The organism is Geothrix sp. (assembly GCF_020622065.1).
In the GTDB taxonomy this organism is placed as follows: Bacteria; Acidobacteriota; Holophagae; order Holophagales; family Holophagaceae; genus Geothrix.
The window spans coordinates 1,199,536-1,213,327 of the sequence record NZ_JAHRYQ010000002.1; the positions used below are offsets into that span (position 1 = coordinate 1,199,536).

Below are 13,792 nucleotides of genomic sequence, written 5' to 3' on the forward strand. Positions count from 1 at the left end.
ATCGCTCAGATCTGGCTGGCGTTGGCGGGGAGGCTCACGCCGGCCACGCCCGCCACCTTGGCATTGCCCAGGAGCTTGCCGCCGGTGCCGGGGCCCACGCCGAGCACGGCCCCCTGGCGGACGCCCGCCTCGGTGGTGGCCAGGGTGGGGACCTTGGAGGCGGCCATGCGCTGGATCAGGAAGGAGGCGGCGCTGGTGCCGTCGCCGGCCACCTTGTCGCCCGCCACCAGCACCACCGCATCGGGGCGGCGGCCGCCGAGGGTGCCGAGGGCCTTGCCCATGTCCTGGGGGCCCTTCACATCGATGACGATGATCTTCATGCCGGTCATGGCGCCGCTGATGGCATCCACGGCGCCCTTGCTGTGGGCGGAGTCGCAGACCACGGCCACGGTGGACATCTGGGGCCAGGTGGAGCGCATGGCCTTGCCGAGGGCATCGTAGTCACCGGCGGACAGGGAGGCGGTCATCAGGGCGGCGGCAGACAGAAGGGTCACAAGCTTCATGGAAGATTCTCCTCGGGGCCGTCCGAACGCACGCCGGACCGGGCACAAAGAGACTCATCGGCGGCGCGGGCGCATTCTTGAGCGATCCAAATCATTCATTTTGAATAGTTATAAATTACTTGATCGGGTGTGACCGGGCCCTCAAGGCCTGCCCAGCTCGAACTGCACCGCCCCCAGGAGGGCCACGGGGGCCGTGACGGCCCGGAGGATGCTGCGGCCCAGGCTCACGGGCGCCCAGCCGGCGGCGGCCAGGGCCGCGAATTCGGCCTCGGTGATGCCGCCCTCGGGACCGCTGGTGAAGGCCAGGGCCTCCCGGCGGAGGGCGGGGTTCGCCTCCCCTGTGGCCAGCTCGTAGGCCACCCATTTCTGGGGGGCCTCCCAGGCCAGCAGGCCCGCGAAGGGGATCGGGGTCCGCAGCTCCGGACGGCGGCTGCGGTGGCTCTGCTCGCAGGCGGACTGGATCAGGCGGGTCCAGCGCTCCATGCGGGCGGCGGTCTTGGCGGCGTCGAACTCGCTGCGGGCATAGACCACGGGCTGGATCAGCGTGACGCCCAGCTCCACCAGGGGCGGCAGCCACTCGTCGAAGAGGCTGAGCTGGGCGGGGATGGGCAGGCAGGCCGCCAGGGCCACGGGGGGTTCGCGATCCTCGCGCAGGGGGGCCACCAGGCGGGCCACGGCCTGGCCGCGGTCCAGTTCCGCCAGGTCGGCGGTCCAGACCTGGTCGGCCAGCACCAGCTCCAGGGCCGCGCCGGGCTTCAGGCGCAGGGCCTTGAGGTGGCGCGCGGCCTCGGCCCCCAGGGGCAGGGCCAGGTTCTCGGCGGCGGGCGCCGGGGGCGGAACATCGAGGAAGAGGCGGGGGAGGCTCACGGGGCCATGATCGGCCATGGTCCCCGCGGGGCGCAACGACTGGCCACCACGAGGTGGCGCAGCGGTGGGGAGCTGACGGGCGGGAAGGGGCCCCCCCTTCCCCGGTTCGTTAAGCTGGAAGGTCTGGAGGATTCTTGGTCGACGCACTGTTGCAAGCCGCTCCCTGGTGGGCCTGGGTGGGCTTCCATGCTTTCGTGTTCATGATGCTGGCCCTGGATCTGGGCGTCTTCAACCGGCGGGTTCACGCGCCCTCCATGCGGGAGGCGGGGATCTGGAGCGCGGTGTGGATCACGCTGGCCCTCATCTTCAACCTGCTGATCTTCCAGGCGGAGGGCACGCAGAAGGGCCTGGAGTGGTTCACGGGCTATGTGCTGGAGAAGTCGCTCAGCGTGGACAACCTCTTCGTGTTCGTCCTCGTGTTCCAGAGCTTCCAGGTGGACCTGCGCCACCAGCACCGGGTGCTGTTCTGGGGCGTGTTCGGGGCCCTCATCATGCGCGCCGCCATGATCCTGGCGGGCACGGCCCTGCTGAACCGCTTCGAGTGGATGATGTATGTCTTCGGCGCCTTCCTGATCTACACGGGCGTGAAGATGCTGCTGCTGAAGGATTCGGAATCGGATCCCACGCAGAACCCCATGGTGCGGGCCTTCCGGCGCTTCGTGCCCTACGATGAGAAGGGCGGCCACGAGCACTTCTGGACGAAGAAGAACGGTCGCCACTTCGCCACGCCCATGCTGCTGGTGCTCATCACCATCGAGGTGACGGATCTGGTGTTCGCCGTGGATTCCATCCCCGCGGTGCTGGCCGTGAGCCGCGATCCCTTCGTGGTCTACACCTCGAACATCTTCGCCATCATGGGCCTGCGGAGCCTCTACTTCCTGCTGGCCAAGATGATGGACCGCTTCCACCGCTTGAAGACGGGCCTGGCGGTGGTGCTCTCCTTTGTGGGCGTGAAGATGTGCATCGCGGAGTGGGTTCACATCCCCGTGCAGTACAGCCTGCTGGTGATCGCCTCGGTGCTGGCGGGAAGCGTCGTGGCCAGCCTGGCCTGGCCTGCCGAACAGGGTGGGACTGAATGATGGAAGTGTGGCGCCGCACGCTGGAGGCAGCCCCCGCTTCCGGGCCCTTCGTGGTCACCCTGGGCAATTTCGATGGCGTGCACGCGGGGCACCGGGAGCTGCTGCGCCTCGCGGCGGCCCGGGCGAAGGCCCTGGGCCTGAAGGCGGCGGTGGTGACCTTCGACCCCCACCCCACGGTGATCGTCGCGCCCCAGCGCAAGCCGAAGCTGCTGATGACGCTCGAGCAGCGGCTGGCGGCCTTTGAAGCCGAAGGCATGGACCTGGCCTGGGTGATCCCTTTCAGCCGGGCCTTTTCCGAACTGAGCCCCGGGGCCTTCCTGGACGCCCTGGGGCGGGCCCTCGTGCCGATGGAGCTCTATGTGGGCCGGGCCTTCGCGTTCGGCCGCGACCGCAGCGGCACCGTGGCGACGCTGGAGGCCTGGGGCGCCACCCACAACTGCCAGGTGCACACGCTGGCGCTGCTCGCCCCGGACGGGGGGCGGCTGTCCAGCACCCGCATCCGCGAAGCCCTGGACCGCGGGGAAGTCGAGGCCGCGGCCGACCTCTTGGGCCATCCCTACACCCTCACGGGCGTGGTGGTGGAGGGCGACCGCCGGGGCCGCCACCTGGGCTTTCCCACGGCGAACCTGGCCTGGGAGCAGGAGCAGCTGCCGGCCTTCGGGGTCTATGTGACCGAGGTGCACCTGCCGCATCACGGCGGCTCCCGCCTGGGCCTCACCAATGTGGGCGAGAAGCCCACCTTCGAGGGCCGGCGGCTCACGGTGGAGACCCACCTGCCCGGCTTCGAGGGCGACCTCTACGGTACCCGCCTGGAGGTGCGCTTCCTCCACCGCATCCGCGGCGAGGTGCGCTTCGCCTCCGTGGACGAGCTGCGGGACCAGATCGCCCAGGATGTGGCCGCGGGACGGGCCTGGTGGAAGGCCCACCGGGGCTGACCCAAAAGGGCCAAAGAACCTGGCGCCACGGGACGCCGGAGATCAGCTGGCGGCGTCCACCCGCCAGCGGGTGAGGGGGCGCTCCGTCAGATCCCAGATCTGGAAGCCCAGGGGGAGGCGGCTCACGCCGAGGCGGCGCCGGATCTGGGCCTTGGCCGCATCCAGGCTGTCGGCCTCGATGGGGCCGTACTCCATGAAGTAGCCGCTGAACTTGTAGCCGAAACTGCGAAAGGGGGTCCGCATGGGGGCTCCGTTTGTCCCGTTCACCCAGTATTCGTCTTTTTTTCGTCTTCGTCAAGGCCGGGATCGAAAAAAATCTGAATGGGGAGCCTCGCACCACCCTCCCAGTGTCGGGAGGGTGGTTGGACAAAGGCTGTCAAATGGCCGGAATCATCGGATCCAGAGCTCCACGCGCCCCTGGAAGGGCGGCGCCAGCGGTCGAGGCAGGGGCCGGAAGATCACGCGACCTTCGTCGCAGTCGTCGTGGCGGTAGCGGCCGCGGTGTTCCCAGCGGTCATCGTCCCAGCGCCGGCTCCCCTCCCAGCTCCGGTAGGGACGGCAGGAGTCCTCGACCACCACCACGCGGCGGGGGCCGCGCCAGGGGCCGTGGGCGGACAGGGGGAAGGCCGCGAGGGTCACGAGGGCAAGCAGGACCAGGCGTCGCATGGGACCTCCTTCGGGGGTGGGGCGGCATCCGCCCCGCACTTGGGAAGGTCACAACCCGTGCCAAGCCGAAAAGGCGTTTGATGGCAGCTCTTTGGCGATTTCCACAGGGAGCGGTGCCGCGCGTCGTGCAACACGGGGCGGTCCTGGTGTGGCAAAGGGCGACGCGTCAGCGGGTGCGGCGGTCCCCCACCACTGTCGCGGGAACGCCGGCCACGATGGCCCACTCGGGCACATCCTTCGTCACCACGGCGCCCATGGCCACCACGGCGTGGTCGCCCAGGGTGACGCCGTCTGTGATGCCGGCATTGGCGCCGATCCACACATCGCGGCCGATGCGGATGCCCCGCGAGCGCACGGGCTGGTCCTTGATGTCGCGGTCCGGCTTCAGGCCGTGGTCGAAGGCGTAGATCGCCGCGCCGCTGGCGATGCGGGTGCCGTCGCCGATGGCGATGCCCTTGCGCCCGCCATCGAGCCGGGCCGCCGCGTTCACGCTGACATCGTCGCCCAGGGTGATGGGCCCGTGGAGGAAGGCCTGGGCGGCGATGGCGCAGCGGTCGCCGATCACCACGGCCCGGCCGGGTTCGCCGAAGATGGCGGCGTCCGGCGCGATGAAGCAGCCCTGGCCGAGCTGAACGGTCTCCTGGGCCAGCAACTGAGCTTGCACTTCGCCCTGCCAAGCCTCAGCCCAGGCCCGGTGGCGGGGTTTCAAAGCGAAGTAGAGCCAGGGCATCCAGGCCAGGCGGCGCTTGTGCTGGTCCCGGAGGGCCTCGAGGTCACGCATGGGGCCATGGTAGCGGGGGGACCGAGGTCTGAAGTCCGGAGTCCTGACTCCAGTCTTCCGTTTTCAGCTTCTCCTCCCGCTACCATGGCCCCATGCCCCACCTCGGCCCCCTGCCCACCTGGTCCTTCGCCCTCGGCGTGGCGACTTCGCTGTTCTCGGTGCTCAACCCCATCAGCGCGGCGGCCATCTTCGCCAGCGCCACCACGGGCATGGAAAGTCCGGCCCTGCGCCGCAGCGCCAAGAAGGCCGCCCTCACGGCGGGGGCGGCCATGCTGGCCTTCGCGCTGGTGGGGCAGTTCATCTTCAGCATCTTCGGCTTCACGGCCCTGGCCATGCGCTTCGTGGGCGGCGTGCTGGTGCTCTACCGGGCCATCTCCATGCTCTACGGCGAGGACCCCCGCGAGCGCAGCACCGAAGATGAGAAGGCCGAGGCCAGCCGCAAGCTGCCCGAGGACTTCGCCATCATCCCCTTCGGCATTCCACTGGTGGCGGGGCCCGGCACCCTGTCCACGGTGATGGGCATGATCGCGGGCGTGACCTGGCTGGAGTACGGCGTGGTGCTCGTGGCCATCCTGCTGAACACCTGGATCGTCTATCTCTTCCTGCGCAAGGCCCCGGCGGTGTTCTCCCGCCTGGGCGCCATCGGCACCAAGGTGGTGAACAAGCTCATGGGCCTGATCCTCGCCGCCGTGGCCATGCAGTTCCTCATCAACGGCGTGAAGGCGCTCTACCTCGAGATGCGCGAAGCGCCTCCGGCGGCCGTGGTGACCCTCAAGTAACTGGTCGGGGACCACGCGGAAGGGAAACCCTGTGCTTTGGTTTCCGCGCCTTCCGCGAGCAGCCTATTTCAGCGCCGCCTCGAGGGCGGCTTTCAGCTCGGGGCCGTCGGGGGTCACCTTGCTGCTGAAGGCCTGGATCACCTGCCCGTCCTTGCCGACGAGGTACTTGTGGAAGTTCCAGGCCGGTTCACCGTGCTTGGCGGTGAGGAACTGGTACACGGGGGCCTGGCCGGGGCCTTTCACCTCGAGCTTCTCGAAGAGGGGGAAGGTGACGCCGTAGTTCTTCTGGCAGAACGCCTCGATCTGGGTGGCGGTGCCGGGCTCCTGGCCGCCGAACTGGTTGCAGGGGAAGCCGAGGACGACCAGCCCCCGGTCCTTGTACTCGCGGTAGAGCTTCTGGAGTCCCGCGTACTGGGGCGTGTAGCCGCACTCACTGGCCACATTCACGGCCAGCACCACCTTGCCCTTGTAGGCGGCGAGGGACTGGGGCTTGCCTTCCAGGGTGTTGAGGGTGAGTTCGTGCAGGGACATGGGCACCTTCCTTTCGGCGGCGGACAGGGACAGGCCTGTGGCGAGGGCGAGCATGGCGGGGATGGCGGGTATGAACAGACGGCGCATGGGGGCTCCGGGTGGGATTGGCAGTGCTGATTGGGTGCCGGCCGGGGGCGTTCCGTTCCGGGCCCGGCTGGGCGGAGGCTCCGGGCCCCCCGGCGGCCCCCGGGACCCGCCCGCCGGAAGCGCCCACTCGGGGCCTACGAAGAAGACCGGGCCTCGGGCATGCTTGCACCATGCGCCTCGGCCCCCTCCAACAGCACTTCCGGGAGCGTCTGCGCCAGCGGACGCCCTGGGCCGTGGTGCTGGCCTTCGCCCTGCTGTTCACAGCCTTCCAGTTCGTGCTGGTGCCGGCCTCGGTCCAGCTCAAGCACCCGGGGGCCGTGGCCAACGCGCTGCTGATGCCCTTCCTGGTGTCGTTCTCCTATGGCTTCCTCAGCCCCCTGCCCTGGCGCTGGACCGGGGATGACCGCTCCCGGGCGCCCCTCGGGCGCGGGCTGGCCCAGGCCCTGCTCTTCAATGCGCTGGTGGTGCTGGTGCTGGTCACCCTCAGCTGGTTCATGGTGCGCCACGCCAACCTGAAGGCCGAGGCCCTGGGGCTGGCGCAGGGGGCCAAGGGCAGCTTCCGGGGGATCCTCATGGTCAACCTCTTCGTGGGGGCGCCCATGATGACCATCATCGGGGGCATCATCTCGTTCTCGGTGATCACGGGCGAGGAAAAGGCGGCCATGGCGGCGAAGCTGGACGAGGCCCAATGGGTGCTGCTGCGGGGCCAGCTGAGCCCCCATGTCCTGTTCAACTCCCTGAACGGGCTTGCGGAGCTGGTGCGGCAGGATCCCCTGGCGGCCGAGCAGGCCATTCTGGATCTGTCCGAGCTGTACCGGGCCCTCCTCCGCCATGGGGACCGGGCCACGGCACCCCTGGGTGAGGAGCGCAGCCTGGTGCAGCGCTTCCTGGCGGTGGAGGGGCTTCGGCTTGGCGCCCGCCTGCGGGTCCGCTGGGACTGGGATCCGGCCTGCGACGCGGTGCCCGCGCCGCCCTTCCTGCTGCAGCCCCTGGTGGAAAACGCCCTGAAGCACGGCATCGCGCCCCACCCGGAGGGCGGAGAGCTGGTGATCTCCCTCCACCGTGAAGGGGCCGGCCTCCGCCTGCGGGTGGAGAACTCGGGCCGCGGCCTGGGCCTGGTGCCCGGCACGGGGGTGGGCCTGCGCAACCTGGAAGCCCGGCTGCGGCTGGCCTACGGTCCGGCGGCGACCCTCCACCTGCGCTCCGAAGGCGACCGCACCGTGGCCACCGTGGACCTGCCGCATCTGGAGGTGCGCCGATGAAACCCCTGCGTGTGGCCCTGGCCGACGACGAACCCCTGGCGCGGACCCGGCTGGCGCGGCTGCTGCGGGAGGCCGGCTGCGAGGTGAAGGCGGAGTTGGCGGATGGTGCCGCGGTGTTGGCCTGGCTGCGGGAGCCCAAGGATGTGGACGCGTTGTTCCTGGACATTCAGATGCCGGGGGCCACGGGGCTGGAGGTGGCCGCCGAGCTGGCGGACGGCCGCCAGGGTCCGCCCGTGGTGTTCGTCACCGCCCACTCGGAACATGCGGTGCGGGCCTTCGAGGCGGCGGCTGCGGACTACCTCCTGAAGCCCATCTCCGCCGACCGCCTGGCCCGGACGCTGGCGCGCCTGCGGGAGGGCGCCCCCCGGCGCGCCGAGGCTCCCCCGGCGCCCTCCCTCCGCTTCCCCGTGAAGGCCGGGGAGGGCCATGTGTTCCTCGACCTCCGGCGCACCACCCACTTCGAGGTGGAGGAGGAGGTCGTCTGGGCCTGGGCACCGGCCCAGGGCACCCCGCAGCGCCATCGGACCGCCTGGACCACCCTGGCGGAGGTCGAGGCGGCCTTTCCGGGTGTGGAGCTTGTGCGCATCCAGCGGCATCTGCTCCTGCGGCCGGAGGCGGTGCTGGGCCTCCGGCCGCTGGAGGGTGGCCGCGCCGCGGTGCGCGTGGGCGAGGGCCTGGACCTCGAGGTGAGCCGCAGCGTGACCCCGAGGCTGAAGGAGCGCCTGGGGTTGTGATGGGGCTGTGATGGGACTGTGACCTGCGTCGCGCCGCGGACCGCCGGAGTGCGCTAGCCTCTTGGCAGCTGGACGACCCCCATGCCCGAGTCCCCCTCGATCCGCCCGCCGACGCCGGTGGCCGCCACGGCCGGTGCCGCCAGGATCGCCGGCTGGTACGCGGTGATCTCGGGGCTGTGGATCCTGCTCTCCGACCGCCTCGTGGAGGTGGTGGCGCCCAGCGTGGCCTGGATGACGCGCCTGAGCATCCTCAAGGGCTGGCTCTTCGTGGGCGTGACCGCCGCCATGCTGTTCGTCATGGTGAAGCGCCTGGTGGCGGGCCTCGCCACCCGCGAGGCGCAGCTGGACACCCTGGTCCACGCCATCCCGGACCTGGTCTGGCTGAAGAACCCTGAGGGCGTCTACCTCGCCTGCAACCACGCCTTCGAGCGGTTCTTCGGGGCGAAGGAGGCGGCCATCCTGGGGAAGACCGATTACGACTTCGTCGCCAAGGACCTGGCGGACTTCTTCCGCCAGAAGGACCGGGAGGCCATGGAAGCCGGCGCTCCGCGCGTGAACGAGGAGTGGGTGACCCTGGCCGATACCGGGGAACGGGTGCTCCTGGAGACGCTCAAGACCCCCATGCGCGATGCCAGCGGGGCCATGGTGGGGGTGCTCGGCATCGGCCGGGACATCACCGCCCAGGACAGCCACAGCCGGGAGCGGGCGCGGCTCGAGGCCCAGCTCCACCAGGCCCAGAAGATGGAGACCATGGGCCGCTTCGCGGGGGGCGTGGCGCACGACTACAACAACATGCTCAGCGTCATCCTCGCCAACGCAGACCTGGCCCTCTACCAGATGGCCGAGGACCGGCCCGAGCGGAAGTACCTGGCGGACATCGTCAAGGCCGCCCGCCACTCGGCCGAGCTGACCGAGCAGATGCTGGCCTTCGCCCGGCGCCAACCCGTCCACCCCGAGGCCGTGGATCTGAACGAGACCGTGGCCTCCATGCTTGGCGTGCTGGGAGGGTTGGTGGGGGACCGCATCAAGCTCGACTGGAGGCCGGGGCCGGAGCTCTGGCCCGCGAAGGTGGATCCCACCCAGCTCCGGCAGGTGGTGACGAACCTGGTCATCAATGCCCGGGACGCGATCCGGGAGCAGGGCCGCATCGAGCTGGAAACCCGGAACGCGGTCCTGGCGGCGGGGGATGGCGCGGCCTGGGATGGGGCCGAACCGGGCGAGTATGTGGCGATCCAGGTGCGCGACACGGGCTGCGGCATGGCCCCGGAGCTGGTGGATCACATCTTCGAGCCCTTCTTCACCACCAAGGGGAAGGGCAAGGGCACGGGCCTCGGCCTCGCCCTGGTCCACGGCATCGTGAAGCAGCACCGGGGGGCCCTGCAGGTGGAGAGCACACCCGACCAGGGCAGCACCTTCCGGATCCTGCTGCCGCGGGTTTGACGCGGGTATATGCGGGTCGGCCAGGGGCTGGCTAGGGGCTGGGCCTACTTCCTCAGCTTCAGGAGGTCGAGGAAGATCACCAGGGCCATGAGGGAGGCCAGCAGGAGGAAGCCTCCCGTGAGGATCTTCTCCTTCAGCTCGATGGTCAGGTCTTTGCGGCGGAGCTTTTCGTAGGCCAGCAGGGCCATGTGGCCGCCATCCAGGGCCGGAATGGGCAGGGCGTTGAGGATGGCCAGCTGCAGGCTGATGGCGCCGCACATGAAGAGGAAGGTCTCCCAGCCGTGCTGGGCGGCGCGGCTGCCCTGGCGGATGATGCCGATGGGCCCGGCCACTTCGGCACTCTTGGCCTGGAAGCTGACGAGCCGCTTGAGGAAGCCGAAGACCTGGCCCGTGAGGCGCCAGGAGGTGCCCACGGCGTAACGGCCACCTTCCAGCAGGTCGCCGGGCCGGAAGGGGCGGAACTCCAGGGGCGTGGGCACGGGCAGGGGCATGAAGCCCAGGCGGCCCTTGCCGCCCTCGGCGCGGGGCGTGAGGGGGAGGTCCAGGGGCTTGCCCTCGCGGGTGAGGCGGAAGGGGACGGGCTGATCCGCGTGCGCCTGGATGTAGGCCACGGCGGTCTCCCACTCCGTGCCCGGGAAGCTCAGATCCCCGATGCCGCGGAGCTCGTCGCCGGCCTTGAGGCCGCCCTGCTCGGCCGCGCTGCCGGGGACCACCTCGACCACGGTCCAGGTTTCCAGCACCTTGGTGACGCGCGCCTGGTGGATGCCCACGGCGGTGAAGAGCACCAGCGTGGTGGCCAGGTTCGCCAGAATGCCGCCGCTGTAGAAGAGCATGCGCTTGCGGAAGGGCTGCTGCAGGAAGCCGTAGGGATCCTCGGCGCCGGGTTCCTCGGGATTGAAGCCCGCCAGCTTCACATAGCCGCCCAGGGGCAGGAGGGAGAGGCGCACATCCGTCTCGCGCCACTTGAAGCCGAAGAGGCGGGTGCCGAAGCCCAGGGAGAAGACCTCCACGGGCATGCCCATGCTCTTGGCCGCCAGGAAATGCCCTCCCTCGTGGAGGAAGATCAGGCCGCCCAGCATCAGGATGGGGCCCCAGAAGCCGACGCCGGGCAGCTTGAAGGCGAGGACGGACACGGCGGCGAGGGCGAAGACAGACGACAGAGAGAGGCGAAGACGGTTCATGGACACCCGAAGATCAGGTCCGGGCTCGGACCCATCCTTCAGCATGACGCCTCGCGGCCTGGTCTGCATCCAGCACTTGGGGGAGCGACCCCAGGGGTTCTGCGGGGAGCCGGGACAAGGTGTCCCGGTTGCAGGCCTGGATGTCCCAGAATCCGAGGCGCCCTTGGAGGAAAGCGGCCACGGCCACCTCGTTGGCGGCATTCAGGAGGGCCGGGGCGGTGCCGCCCTCCCGCAGGGCCTCGAAGGCCAGCCCCAGGCAGGGGAAGCGATCCAGATCCGGGGCCTCGAAGGTCCAGGCGCGGGCCTCCTCCCAGGGGTAGGGCGCCACGGGGCCCGGCTGCTTGTCCGGGTAGAGCAGGCAGTACTGGATGGGCAGCTTCATGTCGTTGGCGCAGACCTGCAGCTGGTAGCTGCCGTCGTGGAAGCCGACCATCGCATGCACTTGGCTCTGGGGATGCACGGTGACGGCCACCTGGTCCGCCCGGAGGCCGAACAGGACGGAGGCCTCGATGACCTCCAGACCCTTGTTCATGAGGGTGGCGCTGTCGATGGTGATCTTGGGTCCCATCTTCCAGGTGGGATGGTTGAGGGCCTCTTCGATGGTGGCGGCCTGGATGCGGGCCAGGGGCCAGTCGCGGAAGGGACCGCCGCTGGCGGTGATGCGCACCTCGCGGATGGAGGCCGGGTCGCGCCCGTCCAGCAGCTGGTGCAGGGCCGCATGCTCGCTGTCCACGGGCAGCAACTCCCCCCCGCCGGCCAGGGCCGCCTCGTGCATGAGGGCGCCGCCCACCACCAAGGACTCCTTGTTGGCCACGCAGACCCGGCGCCCGGCCCTGAGCGCGGCCTCGGTGCTGGCCAGCCCGGCGCTGCCCACGATGGCCGCCACCACCGTGTCGGCCTCGGCATGGAGGGCGCAGGCCAGGAGGCCCTCGTCACCCCAATGGACTTCCGGCCGGTAGGAAAGGGCGGACCGCAGCCAGTCCGCATCCTCCCTGGACCCCACGGACACGCAGCGCGGTCGGAAGGTCTCGCACTGGTCCTTCAGCAGCTCCCGGTTCCGTCCCGCGGCCAGCGCCACCACGCGGAGCCGCTCGGGGTGGGCCTGCACCACCGCCAGCGTGGAGGTGCCGATGCTCCCGGTGGAGCCGAGGAGGGCGATCGCCCTCACTTAATTGAACCCGTGCACGAAGTGGACATAGGCATAGAGCACCGGCGCCGCGAAGACCAGGCTGTCGACGCGGTCGAGGATGCCGCCGTGGCCCGGGATGCTCACGCCCACGCAGGAATCCTTCACGCCGGCGCTGCGCTTCCAGGTGCTTTCCACCAGATCGCCCAGCTGGCCCGCGATGCCCAGCAGCAGGCCCAGCGACACCACATCCACCAGGGACCACTCGGGGCAGACCGTGGCCTGCATGAGGAAGGCGCCCAGGAGGTTGCCGCCCAGGTTGCCGAAGGCCCCTTCCCAGCTCTTCTTGGGGCTGACCTTGGGGGCCAGCTTGCGGCGCCCGAAGTAGCTGCCCACGAAGTAGGCGGCGGTGTCGCCGAACCAGGTGATGATGAAGAGGGCCAGGATGAGGCGGCTGCCGGTTTTGGGCAGGGTGCCCTGCAGCATGAAGAGCTTCTGCTGGAAGCCCAGGCCGAAGCCCAGGTAGAGGGCGCCCAGCCAGGTGATGGCCTGGCTCGGCAGGGCCTCTTCCAGCTTCGGATCGAAGAAGAGGGCGCCGAAGTGGATCACCAGGGCTCCGGCGGCGAAGACGAGCCAGAGGGGCAGGGGATCGTGGCTGCCCGTGGCGAGGAAGAAGTGGGCCAGGATGCCGCAGCCCACCAGGGATCCGGTGACCAGGGAGGGGTTGAAGCCCCGCACCCGGGCCATGAGGGTCAGCTCGCGCACGCCCATGACGGTGGCCAGGGCCATGAGGGCCAGGTAGGTCCAGGGGGCCCAGGGCCGGTCGCCGAGCCAGAGGAGGCTGAAGAAGAAGACCCCGAAGACCAGGGCCGTGCTCACGCGCACGGTCATGTTCTTCGTGTCCACCTTGGGCGTGGTCCGTTCCATCAGATCCCCCCGAAGCGTCGTTCGCGCTGGGCGTAGTCGTCGAGTGCTTGCTGCAGTTCCGCGGGACCGAAGTCGGGCCAGAGGAGGTCGGTCATGTGGAGTTCAGCGTAGGCGGACTGCCAGAGCAGGAAGTTCGAGATGCGGTGTTCCCCGCTGGTGCGGATGAGCAGGTCCACATCGGGCACACCGGCCGTCCAGAGCCGGGCGCCCAGGGCCGCCTCATCCACCTGCTCGGGCCGCAGGCCGTCCTCGACGCAGCGCCGGGCCGCCTGGGCCAGCTCCAGCCGGGACCCGTAGTTCACGGCCAGGTGGAAGGTCATGCCGGTGTTCTGGGCGGTGGCCGCCTCCAGGGTCTTCATGTCCGCCTGGATGCCCGAAGGCATGCCTTCGAGGGCGCCCAGGTGGTGGAAGCGGATGCCCTTCTTGGTGAGCTGATGGACGAACATGCGGAGGTACATGCGGAGGAGGGCCATGAGGGCCCCCACCTCCTGCGGGGGTCGCTTCCAGTTCTCGGTGGAGAAGGCATAGAGGCTCAGGTGCCGGATACCCGCATCCGAGGCGGCCTCCAGGATGCGCTCCACCGCCTGCACCCCGGCCTTGTGGCCCTTGATCCGCGGCCAGCCCCGCTGCGCCGCCCAGCGGCCGTTGCCATCCATAATGATCGCGACATGGGTCGGCACGGTCATCGCGTGCTCCTGTCCGGGGTGGGGCCAGGGCGGCCCACCAAGCCGGCCTCGTGTAGGCCCGCAGGGCATACCGAGATAATGATCGCCACATGGGTCGGAATGCTCATTGTGGGCCTAGATGCCGATCCGAGCGGCCGGTTCCTCATGGGCGGCCTCGCGCATCCCGGGAGGGGATGCCGAGAAAGGGATCGCGACTTGGGTCGGGACG

At 69.8% G+C, this 13,792-nt stretch carries 16 protein-coding genes; 6 read left to right on the forward strand and 10 right to left on the reverse strand.

Annotated features, from left to right (window positions below; all coding sequences use genetic code 11):
* Window positions 1-5: 5 nt before the first annotated feature.
* Window positions 6-503, reverse strand: a complete 498-nt coding sequence (locus tag QZ647_RS14950) for a hypothetical protein (RefSeq protein ID WP_286354503.1) — start codon at window positions 501-503, stop codon at window positions 6-8.
* Between the two features lie 141 nt (window positions 504-644).
* Window positions 645-1,388 (reverse strand): RsmE family RNA methyltransferase, encoded by a 744-nt coding sequence (locus tag QZ647_RS14955; RefSeq protein WP_291272928.1) that lies wholly within the window; start codon window positions 1,386-1,388, stop codon window positions 645-647.
* A gap of 116 nt (window positions 1,389-1,504) precedes the next feature.
* Between QZ647_RS14955 and QZ647_RS14960 the strand changes: the two genes are divergently transcribed.
* Both QZ647_RS14960 and QZ647_RS14965 read left to right on the forward strand, forming a co-directional pair.
* Window positions 1,505-2,449, forward strand: coding sequence for a TerC family protein (locus QZ647_RS14960; protein WP_291272929.1), 945 nt, complete (start codon window positions 1,505-1,507; stop codon window positions 2,447-2,449).
* Entirely contained in the window at window positions 2,446-3,384 is a 939-nt protein-coding gene (locus QZ647_RS14965; RefSeq protein ID WP_291272930.1) for a bifunctional riboflavin kinase/FAD synthetase, read from the forward strand. Before QZ647_RS14960 ends, QZ647_RS14965 begins: the two co-directional genes overlap by 4 nt.
* A gap of 42 nt (window positions 3,385-3,426) precedes the next feature.
* On the opposite strand, the gene QZ647_RS14970 is transcribed toward QZ647_RS14965, so the two are convergent.
* The 3 genes from QZ647_RS14970 to QZ647_RS14980 form a co-directional block, all read right to left on the reverse strand.
* Window positions 3,427-3,627 carry a hypothetical protein gene (locus QZ647_RS14970; protein ID WP_291272931.1) on the reverse strand — a complete coding sequence of 67 codons (201 nt, stop codon included), beginning with the start codon at window positions 3,625-3,627 and terminating at the stop codon, window positions 3,427-3,429.
* 147 nt (window positions 3,628-3,774) lie between these two features.
* The gene (locus tag QZ647_RS14975) at window positions 3,775-4,050 is read right to left on the reverse strand and encodes a hypothetical protein (protein ID WP_291272932.1); all 276 of its coding nucleotides are present in this window, start codon (window positions 4,048-4,050) and stop codon (window positions 3,775-3,777) included.
* Between the two features lie 166 nt (window positions 4,051-4,216).
* Window positions 4,217-4,831, reverse strand: a complete 615-nt coding sequence (locus QZ647_RS14980; RefSeq protein WP_291272933.1) for an acyltransferase — start codon at window positions 4,829-4,831, stop codon at window positions 4,217-4,219.
* A 92-nt stretch (window positions 4,832-4,923) separates the two neighbouring features.
* Between QZ647_RS14980 and QZ647_RS14985 the strand changes: the two genes are divergently transcribed.
* A complete protein-coding gene (locus QZ647_RS14985; protein WP_291272934.1) occupies window positions 4,924-5,610 on the forward strand; it encodes a MarC family protein in 687 nt (228 codons plus the stop codon).
* A 63-nt stretch (window positions 5,611-5,673) separates the two neighbouring features.
* Here QZ647_RS14985 and QZ647_RS14990 read toward each other — a convergent pair whose 3' ends face one another.
* Window positions 5,674-6,195, reverse strand: a complete 522-nt coding sequence (locus QZ647_RS14990) for a glutathione peroxidase (protein ID WP_366526198.1) — start codon at window positions 6,193-6,195, stop codon at window positions 5,674-5,676.
* A 203-nt stretch (window positions 6,196-6,398) separates the two neighbouring features.
* Between QZ647_RS14990 and QZ647_RS14995 the strand changes: the two genes are divergently transcribed.
* From QZ647_RS14995 to QZ647_RS15005, 3 genes are all read left to right on the forward strand, one after another.
* Window positions 6,399-7,490 carry a histidine kinase gene (locus QZ647_RS14995; RefSeq protein ID WP_291272936.1) on the forward strand — a complete coding sequence of 364 codons (1,092 nt, stop codon included), beginning with the start codon at window positions 6,399-6,401 and terminating at the stop codon, window positions 7,488-7,490.
* Window positions 7,487-8,224 (forward strand): LytTR family DNA-binding domain-containing protein, encoded by a 738-nt coding sequence (locus tag QZ647_RS15000; protein ID WP_291272937.1) that lies wholly within the window; start codon window positions 7,487-7,489, stop codon window positions 8,222-8,224. Before QZ647_RS14995 ends, QZ647_RS15000 begins: the two co-directional genes overlap by 4 nt.
* A gap of 81 nt (window positions 8,225-8,305) precedes the next feature.
* Window positions 8,306-9,664 carry a PAS domain-containing sensor histidine kinase gene (locus tag QZ647_RS15005; RefSeq protein WP_291272938.1) on the forward strand — a complete coding sequence of 453 codons (1,359 nt, stop codon included), beginning with the start codon at window positions 8,306-8,308 and terminating at the stop codon, window positions 9,662-9,664.
* A 44-nt stretch (window positions 9,665-9,708) separates the two neighbouring features.
* On the opposite strand, the gene QZ647_RS15010 is transcribed toward QZ647_RS15005, so the two are convergent.
* From QZ647_RS15010 to uppS, 4 genes are read right to left on the reverse strand one after another with little or no spacing between them, the layout of a single operon-like run.
* Window positions 9,709-10,845, reverse strand: a complete 1,137-nt coding sequence (locus tag QZ647_RS15010) for a M50 family metallopeptidase (protein ID WP_291272939.1) — start codon at window positions 10,843-10,845, stop codon at window positions 9,709-9,711.
* 13 nt (window positions 10,846-10,858) lie between these two features.
* Window positions 10,859-12,013: a 1-deoxy-D-xylulose-5-phosphate reductoisomerase gene (gene dxr, locus QZ647_RS15015; protein ID WP_291272940.1), complete on the reverse strand. Its 1,155-nt coding sequence runs from the start codon at window positions 12,011-12,013 to the stop codon at window positions 10,859-10,861.
* Window positions 12,014-12,898, reverse strand: coding sequence for a phosphatidate cytidylyltransferase (locus tag QZ647_RS15020; protein WP_291272941.1), 885 nt, complete (start codon window positions 12,896-12,898; stop codon window positions 12,014-12,016).
* Window positions 12,898-13,584, reverse strand: a complete 687-nt coding sequence (gene uppS / locus QZ647_RS15025; protein WP_291272942.1) for a polyprenyl diphosphate synthase — start codon at window positions 13,582-13,584, stop codon at window positions 12,898-12,900. The genes QZ647_RS15020 and uppS overlap by 1 nt, the downstream gene beginning before the upstream one ends.
* Window positions 13,585-13,792: the final 208 nt, after the last annotated feature.

Coding starts and splice junctions, on each gene's coding strand:
- QZ647_RS14950 (WP_286354503.1), bottom strand. CDS start 503: ATGAAGCTTGTGACCCTTCTGTCTGCCGCCGCCCTGATGACCGCCTCC.
- QZ647_RS14955 (WP_291272928.1), bottom strand. CDS start 1,388: ATGGCCGATCATGGCCCCGTGAGCCTCCCCCGCCTCTTCCTCGATGTT.
- QZ647_RS14965 (WP_291272930.1), top strand. CDS start 2,446: ATGATGGAAGTGTGGCGCCGCACGCTGGAGGCAGCCCCCGCTTCCGGG.
- QZ647_RS14970 (WP_291272931.1), bottom strand. CDS start 3,627: ATGCGGACCCCCTTTCGCAGTTTCGGCTACAAGTTCAGCGGCTACTTC.
- QZ647_RS14975 (WP_291272932.1), bottom strand. CDS start 4,050: ATGCGACGCCTGGTCCTGCTTGCCCTCGTGACCCTCGCGGCCTTCCCC.
- QZ647_RS14980 (WP_291272933.1), bottom strand. CDS start 4,831: ATGCGTGACCTCGAGGCCCTCCGGGACCAGCACAAGCGCCGCCTGGCC.
- QZ647_RS14985 (WP_291272934.1), top strand. CDS start 4,924: ATGCCCCACCTCGGCCCCCTGCCCACCTGGTCCTTCGCCCTCGGCGTG.
- QZ647_RS14990 (WP_366526198.1), bottom strand. CDS start 6,195: ATGCTCGCCCTCGCCACAGGCCTGTCCCTGTCCGCCGCCGAAAGGAAG.
- QZ647_RS14995 (WP_291272936.1), top strand. CDS start 6,399: ATGCGCCTCGGCCCCCTCCAACAGCACTTCCGGGAGCGTCTGCGCCAG.
- QZ647_RS15000 (WP_291272937.1), top strand. CDS start 7,487: ATGAAACCCCTGCGTGTGGCCCTGGCCGACGACGAACCCCTGGCGCGG.
- QZ647_RS15005 (WP_291272938.1), top strand. CDS start 8,306: ATGCCCGAGTCCCCCTCGATCCGCCCGCCGACGCCGGTGGCCGCCACG.
- QZ647_RS15010 (WP_291272939.1), bottom strand. CDS start 10,845: ATGAACCGTCTTCGCCTCTCTCTGTCGTCTGTCTTCGCCCTCGCCGCC.
- QZ647_RS15020 (WP_291272941.1), bottom strand. CDS start 12,898: ATGGAACGGACCACGCCCAAGGTGGACACGAAGAACATGACCGTGCGC.
- uppS (WP_291272942.1), bottom strand. CDS start 13,584: ATGACCGTGCCGACCCATGTCGCGATCATTATGGATGGCAACGGCCGC.